21 protein-coding genes are annotated in these 23,183 nt (G+C 69.2%); 15 read left to right on the forward strand and 6 right to left on the reverse strand.

Translation table 11 applies throughout. From position 1 onward, the window contains the following. Window positions 1-4: 4 nt before the first annotated feature. The gene (locus CRP45_RS16155) at window positions 5-1,993 is read right to left on the reverse strand and encodes a glycoside hydrolase family 15 protein (RefSeq protein WP_097245751.1); all 1,989 of its coding nucleotides are present in this window, start codon (window positions 1,991-1,993) and stop codon (window positions 5-7) included. Between the two features lie 83 nt (window positions 1,994-2,076). Between CRP45_RS16155 and CRP45_RS16160 the strand changes: the two genes are divergently transcribed. Beyond that, complete coding sequence (locus CRP45_RS16160) at window positions 2,077-2,352, forward strand: hypothetical protein (RefSeq protein WP_097245752.1); 276 nt, start codon at window positions 2,077-2,079, stop codon at window positions 2,350-2,352. Window positions 2,353-2,560: 208 nt separating this feature from the next. Here the strand turns inward: CRP45_RS16160 and CRP45_RS16165 are convergent, their stop codons facing one another. Further along, window positions 2,561-3,622, reverse strand: a complete 1,062-nt coding sequence (locus CRP45_RS16165; protein WP_097245753.1) for a M48 family metallopeptidase — start codon at window positions 3,620-3,622, stop codon at window positions 2,561-2,563. Between the two features lie 72 nt (window positions 3,623-3,694). On the opposite strand from CRP45_RS16165, the gene CRP45_RS35125 reads away from it, so the two are divergent. The 8 genes from CRP45_RS35125 (at window position 3,695) to CRP45_RS16200 (ending at window position 12,100) form a co-directional block, all read left to right on the forward strand. Then, complete coding sequence (locus tag CRP45_RS35125; RefSeq protein ID WP_309546086.1) at window positions 3,695-3,784, forward strand: Ms4533A family Cys-rich leader peptide; 90 nt, start codon at window positions 3,695-3,697, stop codon at window positions 3,782-3,784. 210 nt (window positions 3,785-3,994) lie between these two features. After that, entirely contained in the window at window positions 3,995-5,041 is a 1,047-nt protein-coding gene (locus CRP45_RS16170) for a sulfate ABC transporter substrate-binding protein (RefSeq protein WP_097245754.1), read from the forward strand. 36 nt (window positions 5,042-5,077) lie between these two features. Then, entirely contained in the window at window positions 5,078-5,971 is an 894-nt protein-coding gene (gene cysT, locus CRP45_RS16175; RefSeq protein ID WP_097245755.1) for a sulfate ABC transporter permease subunit CysT, read from the forward strand. Then, entirely contained in the window at window positions 5,968-6,774 is an 807-nt protein-coding gene (gene cysW, locus CRP45_RS16180; protein ID WP_097245756.1) for a sulfate ABC transporter permease subunit CysW, read from the forward strand. The genes cysT and cysW overlap by 4 nt, the downstream gene beginning before the upstream one ends. Continuing rightward, window positions 6,771-7,766, forward strand: a complete 996-nt coding sequence (locus tag CRP45_RS16185; protein ID WP_097245757.1) for a sulfate/molybdate ABC transporter ATP-binding protein — start codon at window positions 6,771-6,773, stop codon at window positions 7,764-7,766. Before cysW ends, CRP45_RS16185 begins: the two co-directional genes overlap by 4 nt. Window positions 7,767-8,240: 474 nt before the next feature. Next, entirely contained in the window at window positions 8,241-9,344 is a 1,104-nt protein-coding gene (locus tag CRP45_RS16190) for an Hsp70 family protein (protein ID WP_097245758.1), read from the forward strand. 142 nt (window positions 9,345-9,486) lie between these two features. Continuing rightward, a complete protein-coding gene (locus CRP45_RS16195; protein ID WP_372509832.1) occupies window positions 9,487-10,500 on the forward strand; it encodes an AurF N-oxygenase family protein in 1,014 nt (337 codons plus the stop codon). A 13-nt stretch (window positions 10,501-10,513) separates the two neighbouring features. Further along, the gene (locus CRP45_RS16200; RefSeq protein WP_101750188.1) at window positions 10,514-12,100 is read left to right on the forward strand and encodes an FAD-dependent oxidoreductase; all 1,587 of its coding nucleotides are present in this window, start codon (window positions 10,514-10,516) and stop codon (window positions 12,098-12,100) included. Window positions 12,101-12,297: 197 nt separating this feature from the next. Here CRP45_RS16200 and CRP45_RS16205 read toward each other — a convergent pair whose 3' ends face one another. Then, entirely contained in the window at window positions 12,298-13,059 is a 762-nt protein-coding gene (locus CRP45_RS16205; RefSeq protein ID WP_097245759.1) for an SDR family NAD(P)-dependent oxidoreductase, read from the reverse strand. 565 nt (window positions 13,060-13,624) lie between these two features. On the opposite strand from CRP45_RS16205, the gene CRP45_RS34950 reads away from it, so the two are divergent. Next, window positions 13,625-15,826, forward strand: a complete 2,202-nt coding sequence (locus CRP45_RS34950) for an Hsp70 family protein (RefSeq protein ID WP_097245760.1) — start codon at window positions 13,625-13,627, stop codon at window positions 15,824-15,826. A gap of 424 nt (window positions 15,827-16,250) precedes the next feature. Next, complete coding sequence (locus CRP45_RS16215; protein WP_245910168.1) at window positions 16,251-17,048, forward strand: HAD family hydrolase; 798 nt, start codon at window positions 16,251-16,253, stop codon at window positions 17,046-17,048. A 1-nt stretch (window position 17,049) separates the two neighbouring features. Here CRP45_RS16215 and CRP45_RS16220 read toward each other — a convergent pair whose 3' ends face one another. Continuing rightward, window positions 17,050-17,463 carry a VOC family protein gene (locus CRP45_RS16220; RefSeq protein WP_097245762.1) on the reverse strand — a complete coding sequence of 138 codons (414 nt, stop codon included), beginning with the start codon at window positions 17,461-17,463 and terminating at the stop codon, window positions 17,050-17,052. A 103-nt stretch (window positions 17,464-17,566) separates the two neighbouring features. Between CRP45_RS16220 and CRP45_RS16225 the strand changes: the two genes are divergently transcribed. From CRP45_RS16225 to CRP45_RS16235, 3 genes are all read left to right on the forward strand, one after another. Continuing rightward, on the forward strand, window positions 17,567-18,514 hold the full coding sequence (locus CRP45_RS16225) for a helix-turn-helix transcriptional regulator (RefSeq protein ID WP_097245763.1): 948 nt from the start codon (window positions 17,567-17,569) through the stop codon (window positions 18,512-18,514). 298 nt (window positions 18,515-18,812) lie between these two features. Further along, window positions 18,813-19,550 carry an MspA family porin gene (locus CRP45_RS16230; RefSeq protein ID WP_097245764.1) on the forward strand — a complete coding sequence of 246 codons (738 nt, stop codon included), beginning with the start codon at window positions 18,813-18,815 and terminating at the stop codon, window positions 19,548-19,550. Between the two features lie 203 nt (window positions 19,551-19,753). After that, complete coding sequence (locus CRP45_RS16235) at window positions 19,754-20,188, forward strand: hypothetical protein (RefSeq protein WP_179830893.1); 435 nt, start codon at window positions 19,754-19,756, stop codon at window positions 20,186-20,188. Window positions 20,189-20,287: 99 nt separating this feature from the next. Here CRP45_RS16235 and CRP45_RS16240 read toward each other — a convergent pair whose 3' ends face one another. Together CRP45_RS16240 and CRP45_RS16245 are read right to left on the reverse strand one after the other, a co-directional pair. After that, entirely contained in the window at window positions 20,288-20,980 is a 693-nt protein-coding gene (locus tag CRP45_RS16240; protein ID WP_097245766.1) for an SGNH/GDSL hydrolase family protein, read from the reverse strand. A gap of 8 nt (window positions 20,981-20,988) precedes the next feature. Beyond that, the gene (locus CRP45_RS16245; protein WP_097245767.1) at window positions 20,989-22,410 is read right to left on the reverse strand and encodes an MFS transporter; all 1,422 of its coding nucleotides are present in this window, start codon (window positions 22,408-22,410) and stop codon (window positions 20,989-20,991) included. Window positions 22,411-22,511: 101 nt separating this feature from the next. Here CRP45_RS16245 and CRP45_RS16250 point away from each other — a divergent pair, with 101 nt between their 5' ends. Then, the gene (locus CRP45_RS16250) at window positions 22,512-23,111 is read left to right on the forward strand and encodes a TetR/AcrR family transcriptional regulator (protein WP_097245768.1); all 600 of its coding nucleotides are present in this window, start codon (window positions 22,512-22,514) and stop codon (window positions 23,109-23,111) included. Window positions 23,112-23,183: the final 72 nt, after the last annotated feature.

The raw sequence follows: 23,183 nt of genomic DNA on the forward strand, positions 1-23,183 counted from the left end.
CCGCTCAGACCGGGCCGATCGGCGGGGTATGGGCGGGCTGGAACTGTCCCGCCTCGCGCCGCTCCTCGGCCCTGATCACGTGCGTCACCGCGTTGATCAGCGCCAGATGGGTGAACGCCTGCGGATAGTTGCCCAGATGCCGTCCGCTGCGCGGGTCGATCTCCTCGGCGTAGAGGCGCAGCGGGCTGGCGAAGCCGAGCAGACGCTCGCACAGGTGCCTGGCCCGCTGCAGTTCGCCGATCTCGACCAGCGCGGAGACCAGCCAGAACGAGCAGATCGTGAAGGTGCCCTCCTCGCCCGACAGCCCGTCGTCGGTGGTCTCGGTGCGATAGCGCAGCACCAGACCGTTGTCGGTGAGCCGGTCGGCGATGGCGAGCACGGTGGCCCGCACGCGATGATCGTCGGGCGGCAGGAACCGGGTCAGCACCACCAGCAGCAGCGAGGCGTCCAAGGTGTTCCCGCCGTAGGTCTGGGTGAAGACGCCTCCGCTGGTCACACCGTTGGCGAGAACGTCGTCCCTGATCTCCTCGGCGATCGCGTACCACTCGGTGGCGCGCTGGAACTGGCCGTGCATCTCGGCGAGTTTGGCGCCGCGATCCAGCGCCACCCAGCACATCACCTTCGAGGACGTGAAGTGCTGCGGTTCCCCGCGCACCTCCCAAATGCCCCGGTCGGGCTCGCGCCAGTGCGCGATGGCGGCGTTGACCTGCCGCTCCAGCAGCGGCCACAGCGTTTCCGGTACCTGCTGGCGCGACTTCACATACAGGTACACCGTGTCGAGCATGGTGCCCCAGATGTCGTGCTGGTCCTGGTTGAAGGCGGCATTGCCGATGCGGACCGGCTGGGCGCCGTCGTAGCCCTTCAGGTAGTCCAGTTCGTACTCGACGATGTCGCGTTCGCCACCGATGCCGTAGAGCACTTGCAGCTCGACGGGTTCGCCGTGCGCACCGGTGGTCGCGTCGTTGAGGAAGCAGAAGAAGTCGTCGGCCTCGCGGTCCAGTCCGAGCGTGTACAGGCCCCACAGCGCGAAACTGGAGTCGCGCACCCAGCTGTAGCGGTAGTCCCAATTGCGTTCGCCGCCGGGGGTTTCCGGTAGCGACGTGGTGGCGGCGGCCATCAGCGCTCCGGTCGGCGCGTAGGTCAGGCCCTTGAGCGTCAACGCACTGCGCTGTAAGTAGTTGCGCCACGGGTGATCCGGGAAATTGCCGAGGGTGATCCACTGCCGCCAGCATTCGATGGTGGCCCACATCTTCTGCGCCGCTTCCTCGAACGTCCTTGGCGCGGGCAGATCCGACCAGGTGAGCGCGACGAAGATCTGATCGCCTTCCTTCATCCTGGTGCGCGCGCGTGCTTCGCGCCCCTCGAGTCCGAGGCGCAGATCGGTGGTGAGCACCAGGCTCGGGCCGCCGCTCGGGTCGATGGTGCGCACCGCGGTGGCCTCTTCGTAGACCTTGCCGGTGTACTCCCAGCGTGCGGTGTCGCGGTGGTAGTCGAAGGAAGGCTGGCAGCTCATCTCCAGCTCGGCGGTGCCGTTCACGCATTTCACCGTGCGCAGCAGCACGTGCTCGGCGTCCCAGTCCATCGGGGTGCGCCGGTAGGTCTTGCTGCGCTGATCGTTGTTGTGCCACGGGCCGAGCACCAGTGCGTCGCGCACGATGAGCCAGCCGGTCTCGGTCTGCCAGGTGGTCTCGAGGATCATGCCGCCGGGCAGGTAGCGGCGCGCGGCGGGCACGTTGACGCCGTACGGGCCGATCCGGAAGTGCCCGGCGCTGCGATCGAGCATCGCGCCGAAGATGCTGGGGGAGTCCGGGCGGGGCACGCACATCCACTCGATCGCGCCGTTGCTCGCGACCAGGCAGTTGGTCTCGCAGTCGGAGAGGAAGGCGTAGTCGTCGATGGGCGGATGAGCGCCGCGGTGCCTGCTCGGGGACAGCGCACTCAGCACTGGAAGGTCGTCGGGCTCGTCGATGCTCGGATCATCCGTTGACGCCATACCCCATGATGTGTGCCACGCGCGCCCGCCGTCCACCGAATGCGCCGGTCGGTTGCTCGGCTCGGGCCAGTAGGCTGGTATTCGTGCATCGCGTTGCAGGTTGGTGGGACGGTTTCGAGCTGTGGGTCGCGGGATTGCCGTTCATCCCGCAGTTCCTCGTGGTCCTCGTGGGCATGGTCCCGGTGAGCTTCGCCATCGCGTACCTGCTCGATCGCGCGCTGCGCGCCACGCTTCAGCTGCTCGGGCGCGACAGCCGGGTCGCCGAACTCGCCGACGCCGCGGTGCTCGCCGAGCCCGCCCCGATCCTGGTCGAGGAGCCGACCGCCGACCGCAGGCCCGTGCAGAGCGGAGCGCGTTGATGCCGCGCTCCCGGGTCCAGCTGGCCCTGCTCGCCCTGCTCGTGCTCGTCGTCGTCGCTTGGTTCTTCACCCGCTGACACTTCCGAGGTTTTTCGACACCTCGCAGGTCGTCCAGGCGTACCTCCGTCTGCGCTCCGGCCATGTGCGGATTGCGTCCGGCTGTGTCGTCCAGGTCTGCGAGGCGTGAAAAGGCCCACCAGGCCGGCGCTCAGTTCTGTCCGTCGCCGTTGCGCCAGTCGGCCAGCCGCTTGCCGATCTTGGACACGGTCTCGCCGACCTCTTGGCCGACCGTGCCGACGGCCGCGCCCACATCGCGGCCGAGGTTGCGCACCGTGCGGACGAGCGGATCCTCGGACTGGTCGAAGTTCTGCCGGTAGGCGCGCGCCGCCTCCTTGATCTCCGCGCTGATGCTGGCGTTCCTGTCGTGCTCGCGGCGCGGGTAGTCGCCCGCCAGCACGCGGTTGTACTCGCCGCTCTGGATCCAGCGGCGCAGTTCGGCGGCGCGCAGCACCGAGAACGGATGCGACTGGAGTTCCAGGTTCAGCAGCTTGAGCACGCCGTCGCGCAGGTCGCCGGAACGCTCGTAGTCGTCGGCCTGGGCCAGGAACGCACCGTGGTTCATCTCCCGCACCCACGCGCCGCCCGCGGTCTTCATGTGCACCCGCACCGACGCCTCGACGTCCTGACCGCACAGCAGTCCCGCCCGATCGCCGGACAACTCCGACTTGCGGCTCCACTCCATCAGCGCGGCCACGATGGCGCGCAACGCCCAGCCGCCGACCGGCATCCAGCCGACGCTCGCGCTGAGGCGAAGCAGGTGCATGAGCATGGTGCGGTACACCGCGTGGCCGGACAGCGCGTGCCCGAGTTCGTGGCCGACCACGAAGCGCAGCTCCTCGGTGTCCATCAGGTCGATCAGCGCCGTGGTCAACACGATGAACGGGCGGTCCATGCCGATGGTGAAGGCGTTGACGTGCGGGCTCTGCAGCACGAACATCTCCGGCGTGGTGCGCGCGTCCAGGATCTCCACGCAGTCGGTGCGCAGGTCGTGCAGCGTGCGGAACTGGCGCTCGTCGACCCGCACCGCGGTGGCCAGGTAGAGCAACCGGTGCTGGCGCTCTTGGAGCAAACCGGACAGGGTCCGCAAGACGGTGTCGAATCCCGCCAGCGAGCGCAGCGCCACCAGGGCGGTGCGGTCGGCGGGATGCTCCCACGCGCGGGTGCTGATGCCGGGCAGCCGCGTGCGGACCCGATCCGGGCTGATCGTCATGGGATGAAACCCCCCTCTGTTCAGTAACTCTACGATTCGAACTCGTGCGCTGAGCTCTGCTACAGTCTGCCCGTGTCTTCGAGTGCCGTCCCGCAGGTCCGCCATGAATTGGCGTTGATCGCTGTCGGCAATCTCGCGGTCGCGGACATTCTCTGTCGTTGATCGGTGACCGGGCACGTCCGCGCGTCCCTGCCCCGTAGACTGGCGTGCAATTTTTCGCAGACGTCCCCGACCCTCCCGTCGGCCGTTCCCGGCCGGTAGCCGCGCCACTGCCGCGTAATTCGGCGGCAGGTCTACCCGATCGACACGAATTCTCGACCGCCACGGTTCCTTTCGATCCGTGTGGCGGTCCGCAGGAAAGGTCCCACCCCGATGTCTCGCAACACTTGGCTGTCCTCGCGCCGACGCTATGCCGCCGCCGCACTCACCGCGGTGGCGGCGGTCGTGCTCACCGCCTGCGGCGGCGGAGCCAGCGACGTCGCGGGCGGGGGTGGAGCCGACGGCAGCGGCGGCAAGCTGAACCTGTACGCCTACGCCGTCCCGAAGCCCGGTTTCGACAAGGTCGTTCCCGAGTTCAACAAGACCGAGGCGGGCAAGGGCGTGCAGATCCAGCCGTCCTACGGCGCCTCGGGCGACCAGTCCCGCAAGGTCAAGGACGGCGCCGAGGCCGACGTGGTGAACTTCTCGGTGGAGCCCGACATCACCCGCCTCGTCGACGCGGGCCTGGTCGACGCCAACTGGAATGCCGACGCCAACAAGGGAATTCCGTTCGGCTCCGTGGTCGCGATCGTGGTGCGTCCCGGCAACCCGAAGGGCATCAAGGACTGGGACGACCTGCTGAAGCCGGGCGTCGAGGTGGTCACCCCCAACCCGTTCAGCTCCGGCTCGGCCAAGTGGAACCTGCTCGCGCCCTACGCGGCGAAGTCCGACGGCGGCAAGAACCCGCAGGCCGGTCTGGACTACCTGAGCCAGTTGATCTCCCCCGAGCACATCAAGGTGCAGCCGAAGTCGGGCAGGGAAGCCACCGAGACATTCCTCCAGGGCACCGGTGACGTGCTGCTCAGCTACGAGAACGAGGCGATCTTCTCCGAGCGCAAGGGCGACCCGATCGAGCACATCATCCCGCCGACCACCTTCAAGATCGAGAACCCGGTCGCGGTGCTGAAGAACAGCAAGAACCCGGAGAAGGCCGTCGCCTTCCGCGACTTCCTGTTCACCCCGGCCGGTCAGAAGGCGTGGGCCGAGGCCGGTTTCCGTCCGGTCGACCCGCAGGTCGCCAGTGAGTTCGCCAAGGACTTCCCGACGCCGCAGAAGTTGTGGACGATCGACGACCTCGGCGGCTGGAAGACCGTGGACAAGGAATTGTTCGCCCCCAACTCGGGCAGCGTCGCGGTCATCTACGACAACGCCACCAAGTAGCCGGGTGACCCAGAGCACACGGGATACTGGACGATTGTGACTGACAGCAGTACCGCCGAGACCGGGGCCGCCCCCGGTCCCGGCGTAACCAAGAAACCGGCACGTCCCGGGCGCTCGCCCTGGTCGTGGCTGCGGGTGAGCGGGTCGGTCGGCCCGCTCGGCATCGCGACCACGGTGCTGTGGCTCAGCATCATCGTGCTGCTGCCGCTCGCCGCGCTGACCGTGACCTCCTTCGAGGAGGGCTGGTCCGGCTTCTGGGACGCGATCACCGCGCCCGCCGCGCTCGACTCGCTGCGCATCACCGTCTTCGTCTCGGTGGTCGTCGCGCTGATCAACGTGGTGATGGGCACCCTGATCGCCTGGGTGCTGGTGCGTGACGACTTCCCCGGCAAGGGCTTCGTCAACGCGCTGATCGACCTGCCGTTCGCGCTGCCGACCATCGTCGCCAGCATCGTGCTGCTGTCGCTGTACGGCCCGCAGAGCCCGATCGACATCCACCTGAACGCCACCCAGCCCGGTCTGGTGGTGGCGCTGGCGTTCGTCACGCTGCCGTTCGTGGTGCGTTCGGTGCAGCCGGTGCTGATGGAGGCCGACCGCGAGGTCGAGCAGGCCGCGCTCTCGCTGGGCGCCGACAACTGGACGACGTTTCGCAGGATCGTCCTTCCGACGCTGACGCCCGCGATCATCAGCGGCGGCGGCCTCGCCTTCGCCCGCGCGATCGGCGAGTACGGCTCGGTGGTCCTGATCGGCGGCGCCATCCCGCGCAAGACCGAGATGGCGTCGCAGTACATCCAGAAGCAGATCGAGATCGACCGGCCGGTGAACGCCGCGGCCGTGTCGGTGGCGCTGCTGGCGATCTCGTTCGTGACACTGCTCGTGCTGCGTCTGCTCGCGGACCGCAGCGCGCGTAAGGAGCAGGCGAGCCGATGAAACCGTCCGCCCTGACCCGCATCTCGTTGCGGACGGTGGCACTGGGCTACCTGTTCGTCCTGCTGCTGCTTCCGCTGATCATCATTCTGTGGCGCACCTTCGAGAACGGCATCGGCGCGTTCATCGAGTCGATCACCACGCCCGCGGCCATCTCGGCCTTCCAGCTGTCGCTGCTCATCGTGGTGATCGTGGTGCCGGTGAACGTGGTCTTCGGTGTGGTCACCGCCATCGCGCTGGTGCGCGGCCGCTTTCCCGGCCGCAATCTGGTGCAGGGCATCGTCGACCTGCCGTTCGCGGTCTCGCCGGTCGTCGTCGGTGTCGCGCTGATCCTGTTCTGGGGCGCGGGCGGCTGGCTCGGCGGTATCGAGGACTTGGGCCTGAAGGTGATCTTCAACTTGCCCGGCATGGTGATCGCCACCATCTTCGTGACGCTGCCGTTCGTGGTGCGCGAGGTTGAGCCGGTGCTGCACGAGATCGGCGACGACCAGGAACAGGCGGCGGCCACCCTGGGCGCGTCGCGGTGGCAGACTTTCTGGCGGATCACGCTGCCCGCGATCCGCTGGGGCCTGACCTACGGCGTCGTGCTCACCGTCGCGCGTGCGCTCGGCGAGTTCGGCGCGGTCATCATGGTGTCCTCGGCGCTGCCCGGCCAGTCGCTGACGCTGACGCTGCTTGTGCACGGCCGCTACATCAACGACCACAACAGCTTCGGCGCCTACTGCGCCGCGACTCTGCTGATGGGCATGGCCCTCGTCGTTCTTCTGCTCATGACCCTTCTCGAACGCAAGCGGGACGCCAAATGATCACCGTGACCAACGCTCGAAAGAACTACGGCAGCTTCGCCGCGCTGGACGACGTCACCATCGACATCCCGTCCGGCGAGCTGACCGCGCTGCTCGGTCCGTCCGGTTCCGGCAAGTCGACGCTGTTGCGCTCCATCGCCGGGCTGGAGTCGCTGGACTCCGGCGTCGTCACCATCGCGGGCAACGACGTCACCCGGGTGCCGCCGCAGAAGCGCGACATCGGCTTCGTCTTCCAGCACTACGCCGCGTTCAAGCACATGACCGTGCGCGACAACGTGGCCTTCGGCCTGAAGATCCGCAAGCGCCCCAAGGCCGAGATCGCGAAGCGGGTGGACGAGCTGCTCGGCATCGTCGGCTTGGACGGTTTCCAGCACCGCTACCCGGCGCAGCTGTCCGGCGGCCAGCGCCAGCGCATGGCCCTGGCCCGCGCGCTCGCGGTGGACCCGCAGGTGCTGCTGCTCGACGAGCCGTTCGGCGCGCTGGACGCCAAGGTCCGCGCCGATCTGCGCACCTGGCTGCGCCGCCTGCACGAGGAGGTCCATGTGACGACCGTGCTGGTGACCCACGACCAAGAGGAGGCGCTCGACGTCGCCGACCGCATCGCCGTGATGAACAAGGGCCGCATCGAACAGATCGGCACCCCCGAGGACGTCTACGACCGGCCGTCCAACGAGTTCGTCATGTCCTTCCTCGGCGATGTCGCGCGCCTGAACGGACACCTGGTGCGCCCGCACGACATTCGCGTCGGCCGCGACTCGAGCATGGCGCTCGCCGCGCACGAGGGCACCGCGGAATCGGCGGGCGTCACTCGCGCGACCGTCGAGCGGGTCGTGCATTTGGGCTTCGAGGTGCGGGTGGAGATGCGCAACGCGGCCACCGGCGACCACTTCGCCGCGCAGGTCACCCGTGGTGACGCCGAGGCGCTGCGGTTGTCCGAGGGCGAGACGGTCTACGCCCGCGCCACTCGGATCCCGGAGCTGCCCGAAAGCTGAACCCAGCGCGACCGGTCTGTTCAGGTCCTCGCAGCCCTTCCAGCACGCTTCGCAGACCGCACAGGCCCTGCGAAGCGTGCGACGTTGAGTGCGGACACCGGGTTGGTGCGGTGCGGAAGACGCTGTCCGGGAACGGGTTCGGGGCCGGGCGGGTGAGTTACTGTGGGCTGCTGTGGTTTTGCTGACGTAGCCGGCACGCGCGATGACGCGATCAGGGCTTGGTCGAGTCGCCTGTCGCCCGGCAAACGCCGACCGGCGAGCGGCGGATCGCGACACGCCCGGTAAGCCGGGCATTTCCTGCGTGTCTCAGGGGAGATCGGGCAGGTCGCATGCCATCGGGGCCGGGGCGTCGGGCAGCGCGTCGCGGGCGGCGGGGTGCGGACAACCGGCTGTCCGGTGGTTGGCACGGCGGTCGCGGGGTGGTTGCGTGGTCGGTGTTCGAAGCACATCGGCTCGTCGATCGGGTGAATCGCGATGGCAGTTGGTCTTGGTTTGAGCATCGGCACGGTCAATTCGGTGACCGCGCTGGCGGACACGGCCTCGGCCAAGGCGCCGCCGGGTCTGCTCGGTCACCGACGGCACGCGCGGCCAACGCCCTCCGTCACCCGACGCACCACCTTGAGCTTCGACAGCACCGGTTCGGCGCGCGTCGGCCTGATTCCCCGGCACGGCCGAGCCATCACTGAATTCGCCGACCTCGGCCGCCGCGACGGCACCACGGCGAGGGTCGGACACCGCACGCTCCGGCCCGCCGATCTCGTCGCGGTGGTGACCGACTGCCTCATCACCGAGGCGATGAGCGACCGGAGGGCGGTCGGGGCGGAGGTCGCGCTGACCCACCCGGCGAACTACGGGCCGGACGAGCTGGCCGAGCTGCGCGGCGCGCTGGACGCGATCGGCCTGCACCACGTCGCGCTGGTCGCCGAGCCGGTCGCGGCGGCGGCCTGGCTGGAGGAGGAACGCGGTCCGCTGATGCCCGGCCTCGCCCTGGTCTACGACCTCGGCGGCGCGAGCCTGGATGTCACGCTGGTCCGGGTCGGTGCTGGCAGGCCGCGCGATCCGATCGTCGGGGTCCCGCTGCGCTCCGCGGACTTCGGCGGACGGGCCTTCGGTGCGCTGCTCGCGGCGCGGGGGAGCGGCGCGTCCTCGATGGCGGGAAGCGCGAACGAGCTCGCCGACGAGTCGCGCGCCGAGCACGCACGCGCCTCGCTGGAATTGGTCTACCGCTGCCTGCGCACGGCCGACGTCACCATGGCCGACGTCGACTGCGTGCTTGTGGTGGGCGGTGCGGCCCGGCCGCCGGAGGTCTCCGGCGTGCTCGCCGCGCAATTGGCGCGACCGGTGGTGGTCGCGCCCGATCCGGAACGCACGACCGCCGACGGCGCCGCGCTGCTCGCGCGGACGGCGGCGTTCGCGGCGGAGTCCGCGCAGCGCAGGAACAAGGGCCTGCTGCGCACGCGGCGCAAGCTGACCAGGGTGGCGTCCGCCGCGGCATTGTCCGCAGGTGGTGTCGCGCTCGCTTTCGCGCCGACCGCAGACGGTGCGGTCGCGGGCTCGGCACCCCTCGGGCTGTTCTAGCCCTGGTCCCACGGCGGCGGTCGGGTGCGTCACCCGGCCGCCGCCGTTTCGTCTCCGGAGACGACTTCCGGGGGTGCGAGTTGACGTCACTCGTCGTAGGTGTAACTATGGGGTACAGGTAATACGTCCCCCGAGGAAGGCAGTGACGACGATGTCGACAGCCGAGAAGCACGCTATCGATCCCGATCTCGAGCAGGCGCAGAAATACGCCGCGAAGCTGCTGCTGCTGTCCGAGGGCTCGGTGAACAAGCACTTCGACCCGTTCGAGGACATCGACTGGGACAACCCCGACTACGCCGCCGACGCGGGCGAAGAGCGCTGGATCCTGCCGCGGTCGGCCGACCCGCTCGGCCGCCACCCCTGGTACCTGGCCCTGCCGAAGCACAAGCAGATCGAGCTCGGCAAGTACCGCCAGGCCAACGTGGCCAAGGTCGGTCTGCAGTTCGAGTCGATCCTGATCAGCGGCATGGTCATCCACAACTTCGGACTGCCCAACGGTTCGCCCGAGTTCCGGTACTGCTCCCACGAGATGATCGAGGAGCACAACCACACCCTGATGTTCCAGGAGATGGTGAACCGGATCGGCATCGACGTGCCAGGCATGGGCCCGCTGGTGAGCATGTTCAAGTACCTCGCCGCGCCGGTCGCCGCCAAGATGCCGAACCTGTTCTTCATGGCCGTGCTCGCCGGCGAGGAGCCGATCGACCACATCCAGAAGGAGATCCTGCGCTCCGGCGAAGAGGTCCACCCGATCATGCTCGGCGTGATGGCCATCCACGTCGCCGAGGAGGCGCGCCACATCTCCTTCGCGCACGAGTTCCTCAAGAACCACGTGCCCGAGCAGGGCAAGCTCAACCGGTTCGTGCTGTCGATCGCGATGCCGATCATCATGTGGATCCTCGGCCGTTCCATCGCGACCCCGCCGAAGACGTTCTTCGAGGAGTTCGACATCCCGGACAAGGTCCGCAAGGAGCTGTTCTACGGTTCCAAGGAGGCCAAGCAGGTCTTCGCCGACTACTTCGTGGACGTGCGGGCGCTGGCCAAGGACCTCGGCCTGATCAACCCGATCTCCAAGCGGGTGTGGAAGCTGCTCGGCATCGACGGCCCGATGAGCCGCTACCGCTCGGAGCCGCTGCGCGTCGTGCACGCGAGCTGAGCGGCGGACCACCATGCCCTACGTCGTCACCCAATCCTGTTGCAGCGACGCGTCTTGCGTGTACGCCTGCCCGGTCAACTGCATCCATCCGACGCCCGACGAGCCGGACTTCCTGACGGCGGAGATGCTGTACGTCGACCCGAAGGCCTGCGTGGACTGCGGCGCGTGCGCCACGGCCTGCCCGGTCGACGCCATCACCTCGTCGAAGAAGCTGACCGAGGAGCAGAAGCCCTTCATCGAGATCAACGCCGACTTCTACCGGCAGTCCCGGCCGCGTCCGCTGCTTGCCCGGCCGGTGCCCGCGGCGGAGATTCGCGCGGAGCGCGCGCCGCTGCGGGTGGCGATCGTCGGTTCGGGGCCGTCAGCGATGTACGCCGCGGACGAGCTGCTGACCCAGCCGAACGTGTCCGTCACCGTGTTCGATCGGCTGCCGGTGCCCTACGGTCTTGCCCGGCACGGCGTCGCGCCGGACCACGCCAAGACCAGGCAGGTCAGCAGGCTGTTCGACGTGATCTCGGCGCAGCCCGGCTTCGGTTCGTACCTGAATGTCGAGGTCGGTTCGCACGTGACGCACGAGGAACTGCTCGGTCACTTCCACGCGGTGGTCTACGCCGTCGGCGCGTCCTCGGACCGCAAGCTCGGCATCCCCGGTGAGGGCCAGGCGGGCAACGTCTCGGCCACCGACTTCGTCGCCTGGTACAACGGTCATCCCGATCACGTCGACGCCCGGTTCGATCTGTCGCAGAAGCGCGCGGTGATCGTCGGCAACGGCAATGTCGCGCTGGACGTGGCCCGCATTCTCGCCAGCGATCCGGAGACGCTCGTCGGCACCGACATCGCGCCGCACGCGCTGCGGGCGTTGCGCGAGAGCAAGATCGAAGAGGTGGTCGTGCTCGGCCGCCGCGGTCCGTCCGAATCCGCGTTCACCGTCCCGGAATTCGTGGGTCTGCTCGGCTCCGACGTGGACATCGCGGTCGAGGGCGAGCTGCCGGAGATCACCGCGGACCTGCCGTACAAGATCGAGCAGAAGCTGCGCCTGCTGCACAGCGTCGCCGATCGGCCGTTCGGCGAGCGGAAGCGAATCGTGTTCCGCTACCTGGCCGCACCCACCGCCGTGCTCGGCGACGACCGGGTGACCGGTCTTGAGATCGGCCGCAACGAGCTCGTCACCGACGCCGACGGGCGCGCCAAGGCAGTCGCCACCGGCGAGACCGAACGGATCGAGGCCGGGCTCGTGCTCACCTCGGTCGGCTACCGCGGCGTGCCGCTGCGCGGGCTGCCCTTCGACGAGCGGGCGGGTGTTATCCCGAACGAGAACGGCAGGGTGCTCGGCGAAGCGGGTGGCGCGGTGCTGCCCGGCGCCTACGTCACCGGCTGGATCAAGCGCGGTCCCACCGGCTTCATCGGCACCAACAAGTCCTGCGCGCAAGAGACCGTGCGGCAGCTGGCCGACGACTACAACGCGGGTCGCCTGCCCGAACCCGCGGGTGGCGCCGCCGATTTCGATCGGCTGGTGCGTGGACGCAGGCCCGAGGTCGTCGCGGGTGGCACTGTGGTTCCGCAGCAGAAGCCGTTGCGCAAGCTGCTCGCCCGGGTATGAGAATCCGCGGTCTCGGTCGCTGAAGAGTACGTCCGGCAGACGCCGGTAGGGCCGAGTCGAGTTTCCGTCGAACGCCACGGAGATGCGTTGTGCATCCTCGTGGCGTTCGGCGTTCGGCGTTCGGCTTTGCCCGTTGTCGCGTTCGGGCGTCGCCGTTAGGCGTCGGCGTTGCGCGTTGCCCGCTGCGCGTCGTGCGTTCAGCGTGCGGTGAAACCGCCGTCGATCGCGAGGGCCGCGCCGGTGACGAAGCTCGCCTCGCTGCTGAGCAAGTACGCGCAGAACGAGGCGATCTCGTCCGGCGCGGCGACCCGGCCGATCGGATGCAGCGCCACGACAGCCGCCTCGCCTTCGGGCGTCGCGCCCATCGAATTCCGAAACGCCGGGGTGTCCACCGCGCCGGACACCAGGGCGTTCACCCGAACGCCCTGCTCGGCGGACTCCAGCGCGACGGCCTTGGTCAGCCCGACGACGCCGTGCTTGGCGGCCACGTAGGGCGCCACCGACGCCATGCCGACCACGCCCAGGTTCGACGCGTTGTTCAGGATCGCGCCGCCACCCGAGGCGGCGAGCGCAGGAACCTGGTGGCGCAGGCCGTAGAACACGGCCGTGAGGTTGAGTTCCAGGTCCGCGCGCCAGCCCGCCTCGTCGATCTCGGCCACCGGACCGAACGCCCGGACCGCGCCCGCGTTGTTGAACGCCATGTCCAGACGGCCGTATTCGCCGACGGCGGCCTCGGTGAGCCTTGCGACGTCGGCCTCCACCGTGACGTCGGTCGGGACGAACAGCGCGCGCCCGCCCGCCTCGCGAATCTCCTCGGCGACCCCCTCACCGGCGTCCTTGCCGCGCGACCCCAGAACCACCGCGGCGCCCTCGGCGGCCAATCGCATCGCCACCGCTTTGCCGATGCCCGAGCCTGCGCCCGTGATCACCGCGACCTGCTCCGCGAACCGTGTCGACATCTGTGCCACTTTCCTTCCCGTTCTTGCCTTTTCGGTGTGGCGGACGTTGCCGCCGTATTCAGTCAACCGAGTGCGCTGCGGCATCGCTGGCGGTAATCGGACTCGGCATTTGATGTGTCATCTATTCGGCCACGATGCGGTGTTTCACGGAATCCGTGACTCTGGCTAAATATTGGTTACCGACCAGTCGGTGTGTGCTGACCGATATGCCGGTCGCGCCCGATGGCTCGTTTCAGCTACCCGCGGACGGGGAAGCGAAGTCGCTGCGCGGTAGCGGAAGCGGGTGCCCCGCAGGTGTTCTCCGGCGTGTCGAGGGGGCTGAACCGCGTCCTATGGCACGATCTACCAGGTCATTCGAAGCATTGTTGCCGAAATCCAAACGTTCCATATCAATTCGGCATCCGGAAAGTGCTAGCAGCAGCTAACCTGTGGGGGCTGTTTGGAAGACGACCGCGGCCACACGGCTCGACTGTGTGCTGGACGTGGTCACGGTGCGTTGACGGGATAGCAAATGACTACATGTCTGGGCTTCAGCATCGGTTCAGTGAACTCCATAGCGGCTTCCGTGACCGAAGGTCTGATTCGACCCACGGTGCGCACCAGGCGCACGGCACTCACGTTCGACAACGCGGGCGGCGCCCGCATCGGCGGCATTCCCCAGTTCAGCTCGGCCATCACCGATTTCGCCGACCTGGCGCGCGACCCGGAACCCCTGGTCGTCGGCGGCAGGATCTTCTCACCGGCGAACCTCGTCGCCGCGGTGGTGACCGGATTGCTGGAGGCGGCCGAGCCCAGCGCCGGCGTGGTGGCCACCTACCCGGCGATCTACACCGACAAACAGCTCGCTCTACTACGTCAGGCGCTCGACCTCAACGGCGCCCGACACGTCATGCTGATACCCGAGCCGGTGGCCGCGGCCGAATGGCTCGAATACGAGCATGGTCCGCTGGAGACCGGTTTCGTCCTGGTCTACGACCTCGGCGGCACCAGCCTCGACGTGTCCGTCGTGCGCGTCGGTTCGGACTGGGCCAACCATCCGATCGTCGGAAAGCCCCAGCGCTCCTACGATTTCGGCGGTCGCCCGCTCGGCGACATGATCGCGCGATACGCCCGCGTACCCGCCGCCACGGTCTCGATGACGTCCATCGTCGACGTCGACGGCCTGCGCGCCGAACACATCAGGGACTCCTTCGAAGTGGTGCGCGCCTGTTTGCGTCCCACCGGTCTCAGCCTCTCCGACATCGGACGCGTCCTCGTCGTCGGTGGCGCGTCCCGGCCCGGCGAGGTGGCCGGGACACTGGCCGAACTCGGCCGTCCGGTGGTGCGGTCGGCCGATCCTGGCCAGGTGATCGCCGTCGGGGCCGCGCGGTTCGCCGCCCGCACCTTCGCCCCGGCGAGCACCGGGGAACGACCCGCACCGCGCGTGGCCGTATTCTCCAGCGCCGCAGTGGCTTCGGCGCTCGCCATGTCGGCGGCCACCGTCTTCGGCGGCTCCGGCGACACCGGTCTGCTCCCGGTGCTCGACCGCTTCCCTGTCGCCTCGCCGCTGCCCGGCGACACGCTGCTCTACGAGCCCAACGGCGGGACCGCCTTCGACCGAGCCGTGCGGCAGGGGCTGCCGGTGCCCGCGGCCCAGTACGCCTTCTCCGGCGGTGGTTACGACCGGTTCGTCTCTTCGGTCGGCCGCAGCGCGCCGCTCGGACCGTCGATCGATGAATCACGCGGCGGGTCGCACAACGACTCCCGAACCTGCTGCGGCGACGGACGATACGCGGGGACGCAGTATGCCAACCCCGCCCAGTTCACCAACCCGCTGCCCTTCACCAAGCGCGTGCCGCGGGTCAGCCTTCCGTCGTGGGAGCGGCTCAACCCGTCGCTCCCGGGCATCGGCCTGCCGTCGGAACCCAACACCAACCCGGCCCCGAATCCGCCCGCTCCGAATCCTTCGGCGCCGGTGGATCCCTCGGCCCCCGGCAACACTCAGCCCGGCTCGGGTACGCCATCCGCGCCCGGCTCGAACACCGGTGGCGCGACGACACCCGGTGGTACCGATACGCCGACGGGCGGTGCCGGTTCCGATGGGACGGGCGGAAATTCGACACCGGGCGGAGATGCGTCCGGCGGCACGGGTGGGGCGCCTTCGGGTGGAACGTCCGGCGGCACCGGTGGCGCGTCGGACGGCGCAGGCGGTGCGGCGGGTGGCGGTGCCGACGGTAGCTCCGGCGGTTCATCGTCGGGTGGGTCGTCCGGTGACGGTGATTCGAGCGGCGGTTCTTCCGACGGCGGTTCTTCCGGTGGCGGGGGAGCATCGTCCGGCGGTGACTCTTCCGGGGGCGGCGCATCGTCCGGAGGTGGCGCGTCCTCGGGTGGCGGTGCTTCCGCTGGCGGAGGCGGTGATTCGTCCGGCGGCGCGTCTTCCGGCGGTAGCGGTGCGTCCGGTGGAGCTTCCTCGGGCGGCGGCGCCTCCTCCGGTGGTGGTGCGTCGTCCGGCGGTGCCTCCTCGGGTGGCGGCAATTCCACCGGCGGTGGCACCACGTCCGGCGGTGCGTCTTCACATGGTGGCGCCTCCTCCGGCGGCGGCACCTCCTCCGGCGGAGCCTCGTCCTCCGGCCGCTCGGGCGGAACCTCCTCCGGCGGTTCGACTTCCGGCGGCTCCGGCGGAGCGGGCGGTGGCTCGAAGGTCGGCGGCGGCTCGAAGGTCGGCGGCGGCGCAGGCGGCGGTGGTGGTGCCGGTGGCGGCGCAGGCGGCGGGGGCGCGCGCCGCTGAGCAGCTCGGGCCGCCACGACCAGCCGATGTCGTTGTGAGCGGGCGAAATACCGGGCTGCGGTGTCGATGGGGCCAGCTGGTGCCGTCGATCAGCCGGGGCGGCCACCGCGAGGCGTTGTCGTCGCCATCGGCCGAAATAGCTGTCGGCGGGGTCGATGAGGCCTGATAAAGCGAGTCGGCTCTCGGTCCGGCGGCGGCTCAGGTGGTTCCGGCGATGGCTGGTGCCGTCCATCAGCCGGGGCGGCCATGACGAGGCGTTGTCGTCGCCATCGGCCGAAGTACCAGTCGCCGGAAACGACGGGACTGTTCCCACCGTGTGTGGCCTTGCGTGGCAACGGCTGTCGCCGTGTCGTCGCGGACCGGCGGGCGTCCGACCGTGCTCGAACCGCGAACGGGCGGTCGGCCCACGGGGCACAATGGGCAGGTGAAAGCGCTTGGGGGAGGGCCGCGGCTGATCGCGTTGGATGTGGACGGCACGCTGCTCGAGACAGGAGAGCCGATCAGTGCGCGAGTGGCCGCGGCGGTGGCGGCGGCCGTCGCGGCCGGGGCGCACGTCGTGGTGACGACCGGACGCACGCTGCTGACGACGCGTCCGGTGCTCGCCGAACTCGGACTGGTCGAGGGGCACGCGCTGTGCTCCAACGGCGCGGTGCACATCGATGTGGCCAAAGGTGTGCCGGTGGCGGTGCAGGCGTTCGATCCGGCGCCCGCGGTCGCCGCGTTGCGCGCCCTGTTCCCGGAGATGATCTTCGCCGTGGAAAAGGTCGGCGTCGGCACCTGGGCGACCGGTGACAGCCCCGGCGAATTCTCCATCGGCGAATACCTTCTCGTCGATCACGGCGCGCTCAGCAGCGAGCCGACGCCGCGCCTCAACGGCTGGTGGCCGGACGGAACGCTTGACGAGATGCTGGCGCTGTTGCGGACCTTCCAGGTACCCGACGCGAGTTGGGTGCACGGGGAGTTCGGCCCGTGGCTGACGGTGTCGCGGCGCGGGGTCTCCAAGGGCTGGGCGCTGGAACGACTGCGCGTGTCCCTCGGCATTCCGCACGCCGCGACACTGGCCATCGGCGACGGCTACAACGACCGCGAAATGCTGCGCTGGGCCGGGTATTCCGTCGCCATGGCCAATGCGGCGGACGAGGTTCGCGCGCTGGCCGACGAGGTGACCGGCGACGTCGCCGCAGACGGTGTCGCCACCGTGCTGGAGCGCTGGTTCCGCTGACCTACACGCCGCCGGTCTTCGCGACGACCTCGCGGTAGTGCGGGTTCGACATGATCCCGATGATGTTGCCGAACGGGTCGACCACCGCGGCGGTGACGAAACCTTCGCCGTTGCCGCGCGGGGTGATCGGGTCGTACTCCTCGGCGCCGAGCTCGAGCAGCCGCTGGAAGGTGGCTTCCAGATCGTCGACGTGCCAGTTCAGGATGCCGCCGCCGCCCGGCTCGTTGCGCGCGCCCCGCGGCGCGTATGCCCGGTTCACGATGCCGAGCTCGGCTTGGTAATCGCCGATGCGGAACTCGTAGTACCCGTTCGGCACGTGGTAGTACGGCGCGACGCCGAGGAATTCGGCGTACCAGTCCTTGGCGGCCTCGAGGTCGTCGGCGTAGTAGGTGACGGTGGCCATTCCGCGCAACATGTCGGTGCTCCTTCGGTTCGGGCGTTTGTGTTCTTGCTGGTGAAACCATTCTCGCGGTCAAAGTGCTCACCAACTGAGCACTTTTTGCGGCAGAATTTCCGGTATGCGAGCGGATCGTCTGGTGGCCACATTGCTGCTCATGCAGGCCCGCGGCCGGGTGACCGCCGCCGAGGTCGCCGAGGAGTTGGAGGTCTCGGTGGCGACGGCGCGGCGCGATCTCGAGGCGCTGTCGGCGGCGGGCATCCCGGTCTATCCGCAGCCGGGTCGGGGCGGCGGCTGGTCGCTGATCGGCGGTGCGCGCACGGATCTCAGCGGTCTGTCCGAACCCGAGGCGCGGGCGCTGTTCCTGCTGGCGGGCGCGTCGGCGAGCGCGAACCCGGAGGTGAAATCCGCGCTGCGCAAGCTCGTTCGGGCCCTCCCGCAGACCTTCCGCGCCGACGCCGAGGCGGCGGCCGACGCGGTGATCATCGATCCCGCGCGGTGGGGGCAGCGCGACCGGAACCGGCCCGGCGTGGTGGATTTGTTGCAGCGCGCGGTCGTTCAGCGGCGTCGGGTGCGGCTGGAGTACGAGCGGGCGGGCACGCGCACCACTCGGATGGTCGACCCGTGGGGTTTGGTCGACAAGGACGCCATCTGGTACCTGATCGCGGGCACCGAGCGGGGCAGCAGGACCTTCCGGGTCGACCGGATCGTGAACGCGACCCGCACCGACGAAACCTTCGACCGCCCGGCCGATTTCGACCTGTCCGGTGCATGGGAGGAGGTCGTCGGGGAGATGGAGCAGCGGCGCGCGGCCACCGCGGCGACGGCCCTCATCGCGCCCGTGCTGCTCCCGGTGCTGCGTGATCAGCAGGGCAGGCACTGCGAAGTCGACGGTCCGGTGTCCGACGGGCGGGTCCGGGTTCGGGTCACCGCGCCGACGCCGCGAATGATCGCCCAGCAGCTGGCGGGGTGGGGTGCGGACATCGAGGTCCTCGGGCCGCCGGAGGTGTGCGAGGAGCTCGCGCTGATCGGTGCGGAGTTGGTTCGGCGATACGGGGCGACGCGGTAGCCGAAACCGCTTGCAGCCGAGTGCTTTCAGGCAAAGCCATCGCTGCGATGGGCAACCCGCCGAGGCGCACTAGGGGCCCCGCCGTTCGGTCACTCGGCGCAGGTACGGGCGCTCGCGCCGGTCGTCGGGCGGATCGCCGACCCGGTGCGGTTCGTCGCGACACCGCGTGCCGCCTTCGTCGGCGACTCGCCGTTGCTGTACGGTTACCAGCGCTGCACCGATCGATTGCGTGCCCTCCGCACACGCCGAAGACGATCCGCGGTCGTTGTGCGAGTTCGTTTGTGAAAGTTCCGTTTCGATGACGTTCGACTGGAGCACGATGAACCGCAAGCATTCACATGTCCTGGCTGGAATCACCGCGGTGATGATGGCCGTCGCCAGTGCTTTCGCCGTTTCCGGCAGCGCGGCCCACGCCGAACCGGGGGAAGCCAGCGGAGGCGGGATGCGGCTGGTCGCGTCGGTGGACACCAATGCCGTCGTGTCCACCGGTGATCTCGCCTTGGGCGTGCCCTTCGCGCATTCCGCCAAGGTCTCGGGAAACTTCACGGCCACCCTCGACGGAGCCTCGTCGCTGCGCGGCGGGCTGCTCGTGGCCGGATACCTGGTCGGCTGCGCGGTCGACATCTCCGAAGGCATCGATATCAGCATCGCTGCGGCCACCGGCGCCAACGTCGAGGTGACGCCCGAGCTTCTCGGTCTCGGTGTCGGTCTCGGCCTCGACCTGGACATGCCGCCCGGTGTAGCTGTCGATCTCGCTCTCGATCTCGGTGGGGACGTCACCTTCGGGGTCTTCGGGGAAGTCGGCGGTGAGATCACCGTGAGCATCAACCCGGGCAGCGTGACCGTCGTGGCGATCGCCGAGGCGGAGCTGGACGAGGATTCGATTTTCCCCTTCACCTTCGCGCACTCCAACACCGCGCTGAATGTGAACGGATGTCTCTCCCCGGCATCGGCCATACCGTTCCTCACCGTTCGCGCCGACGCCCGCAACGGCATCGTGCAAACGACAGGCTACGGCCCGCACTTCGTGTTCTGAGCCGCCTCGGCTCGGGTCGTATTCACCGAAAGTGGCTATCCCTAAACCTCCCCCAATTGTGATCTGCGCCACTGTTTTTGCGCTCCCGAGATCACAGCGAGAAGGATGATCTTGCTCCGCCTCGACTCTCGTCGAGGCGGAGCGGTCATGTACCGCAATGACATTCGATGAATATCGGGGGTCGGGGAGAGATGGGAACCAATATGGTCCGTGGGACCTTCAAGAACGCAGGCCGCAAACTGATCGCCGGTGTGCTGCCGTTCGCGGCCGCCGTCGCACTCGTCGGGGTCGCCGCCCCCGCGCAGGCGGCTCCGGTCCAGGCGCCCGCTCCGGTCGTGCAGCAGGTTGCCGAGCCGGTGCAGGTCGTCGCGGTGGGTACGGGCATTTCGCTCGAGGAGATCGCGACGAACCCGGAGGCGAAGAACTCCGATCCGCTGGCCAACGGCGCGGCCGCCGGCGCCGCCGCCGGTGCGGCGGGTTCGGGTGTGCTCGCCGCGGCGTCGTGCCTGCCGGGCTTCCTCGTTCTCGCGGTGCCGTGCGGCATCGCGGGCGCGATCAACGGTGCGATCATCGGCACGGTCGTTGGCCTGCTCGTCGGCGCCATCGCGCCGGAGTCGGTGCCGCAGGTGCTGCCCTGATCCGGGGCTGACGGCGGTTCCACCGGAACCGGGTAGACCACTGGGCCGTGTCCCGGGGCGTAAAGCCCCTGGGGCACGGCCCAGTTCGTTGTCCCGGGATCAGTTCGCGGCCGCGTCGGCGAGGACGCGGGCGCTCAGCGCGCGCACCATTTCCGTGGCGACCACCGCGTGGCCGCTCGTGCTGAAGTGGATCAGGTCGGCGCTCATCAGCTGCGGTCGCAGCCGCAGCGGGTGGTCCCAGAAGTCGACGAGTATCGCGTCGTAGCGGTCGGCCACCTCCCGGATGACGTCGTTGAGCGCGGCCATCCGCTCCCGCATCGGCCGCATCGGCGCCATCCGCTCGACATCCCAGACATCGGCGAGAGTGAACGTCGAGACCTGCGCGCCGCCGCGGCTCACAGCGGCGAACAACCCGTCGAGGTTCGCCCGCACCTGGCCGAGATCACCGCCGGGCAGGAACAGATCGTTGCCGCCGCAGCTCACGTGCACCAGATCCGGCTCGAAAGCCAAGACCCGATGGAGTTGTTCGTCGCGCACCTGGGCCGTCGTCGCGCCGATGCGTCCGGTGTTGAGGTAGGCGAGACCGGGCCGCACGGAGGTGAGCAGGGCGGCGAGGCGATCGGCCCAGCCCATGACTTCGTAGCCGGGACTCGGATCGCCGACGCCCTGGGCGATGGAGTCGCCGAGTACGGCGAAACGGCGCCACGGCACGTTCGCGAGCAACTCGCGTGCGGCGTCGTGGCTCAGCAGCATCGGGTCGTCGGCTTCGGTGTGAATGTCGTTGTGCGTCATGAGGACTCCTAGTTGGCAGGGACGGCTGTTGCGGTTGGATCGGGCTGCCGGGTCGGTACCGCGCACAGAAAGGCCGCCACCAGCGCGATGCCGGCGCAGACCGCGAAGAGGGTGTGGAACCCGGCGAGCGCGTCACCGGGATGGGCGGCGAACACCGCCGCGAGCACGGCGACGCCCAGCGCGCCGCCGACCTGCCGCGCCGTCAGGTTCATGCCGATGCCCGCCGCGAACTGTTGCGGCGGAAGCGAACTCGCGGCTGCGGTGCCCAGCGTCGTCACCACGATGCCGACCGCGCCGCCGCCGAGCAGTCCGGCGGGGATCCACGCCGACCACAGCGCGGGAGCGGGCCCGAACGCGTCGGTACTCATCCAGACGAGGCTCGCGGTGAACATCAACGCCCCGAGCACCCCGACCCAGCGGCGCGCGGCGGGCGCGGTGACTCGTCCGGCCAGCGTGGCGCTGACCATCGACGCGACGGCGCCGACGGTCAGCGCGGTGGCCGAGCCGAGCACCGAATAGCCCCAGATCCCGTCCAGGAACAGCGGTCCGGCCAGCAGCCAGGCGAACATCGCCGCGCCGAAGACGAACGACGCGGCATTGGCCAGCGCGTACGGCCTGCTCTGCCAGAGTTCGACCGCGATCGCCGGATTGTGGTGCCGCGCCGAACGAACCAGCGCGGCGGCGAGCAGCGCCGCACCGACGCCCAGTGCGGCCAACGTGCCCGGCGAGGTCCAGCCCCACCGCTGACCTTCGGTGACACCGGCGACCAGTCCGCCGAATCCGAGCGCGACGGCCATGGTGCCGAGGGGGTCCGGCAGCGCGCTGCCGACGGGCCGCGGATCGGACACCGGAATGCGCAGCCCCGCCAGGACGAGCGCGAGGGCGACAGGCACGTTGATCACGAAGACCGAGCGCCAGCCGAACGCCTCGACCAGGCCGCCGCCGATCGCCGGGCCGACGACCGCGGCGAATCCGCCCGCGGCCGACCACGCGCCGATGGCCGCGCCGATTCGCTCGCGCGGGGTCACGCTCAGGACCAAGCCAAGCGCCGCGGGCACCATGAGCGCGGCCGTCGCGCCCTGGAGCAGACGTCCGGCGATGAGCCACGCCGCGTTCGGCGCCAACCCGCACAGCAGCGAGGTGAGCGCGAAACCGGCAAGCGCGACGAGGAAGAGCCTGTGCCGCCCGAGTGCGTCGGCGAACCGGCCGCCGGGGGTGAGCAGCGCGGCGAACGCGACGGCGTAACCGCTGACGACCCAGGTCAGCGTGGTCGCGGCGGTCCCCGAATAGTCGCGCGCGATGGCGGGGAAGGCGATGTTGACCACGGAGAGATCGAGAAAGGCGATGAACGCCGCGCCGCACGCGATCAGCAGCGTGGCTTTGGCGCTCGTCGCCGGGGGACTGGCGGTCCGTGCGGACACCTCGGTCATGGGAAATCCTTCTGGAAGCGGAACAAAACGTACGACCGTTCGTGCAATAAAAATACGACCGACCGTTCGTATTTGCAAGACCGCGGTGGAAGAATGGGCCCATGGCCGAGACGACAACCGATCAGCGCCTGGTCAAAGGCGCCCGCTCCCGTGCATCGATCGCCAGGCACGCCGCCGATGTGGCGTCGGTCGAAGGGCTCAACGGTGTGAGCATCGGGCGACTCGCCGCCGACCTCGGCATCAGCAAGAGCGGTATCGCCACGCTCTTCGGGTCGAAGGAATCCCTGCAGCTCGCCGCGGTGGAGGCCGCGCGCGAGGTGTTCGTCGGCCGGGTGATCGAGCCGAGCCTCGCCGAGCCGCGCGGCCTACCGCGGCTGCGCGCCCTGATCGACAACTGGTTCGCGCACGTGACCGAGCCGGTCTTCCCCGGCGGCTGCTTCCGCACCGCCACGCTTGTCGAATTCGACAGCAGGCCGGGCCCGGTGCGCGACGCGGTCGCCGCCGACCACGACGACTGGATGACGTTCCTGACCGCCGAGATTCGCAAAGCCCAGGAACAGGGCGACCTCACCGGCCGAGACGCGGACGCGCTCGCCTTCGAATTCGACGCCGTCATCAGCGCGGTCAGCACGGCACGTCAACTCGGCGACGAGACCAAAGTGCACACCGCGCGCGCGATCGTCGACCGCCTCCTGTCGTGAAGCTGTTCGCGGGCAACGAAATTCGGTAGAGCGCAGGCTCGGCGGGTCGTACGCCAAGACCTGTTGCTTGCC

The sequence above is a fragment of the Nocardia amikacinitolerans genome (assembly GCF_900215415.1).
GTDB lineage: Bacteria > Actinomycetota > Actinomycetes > Mycobacteriales > Mycobacteriaceae > Nocardia > Nocardia amikacinitolerans.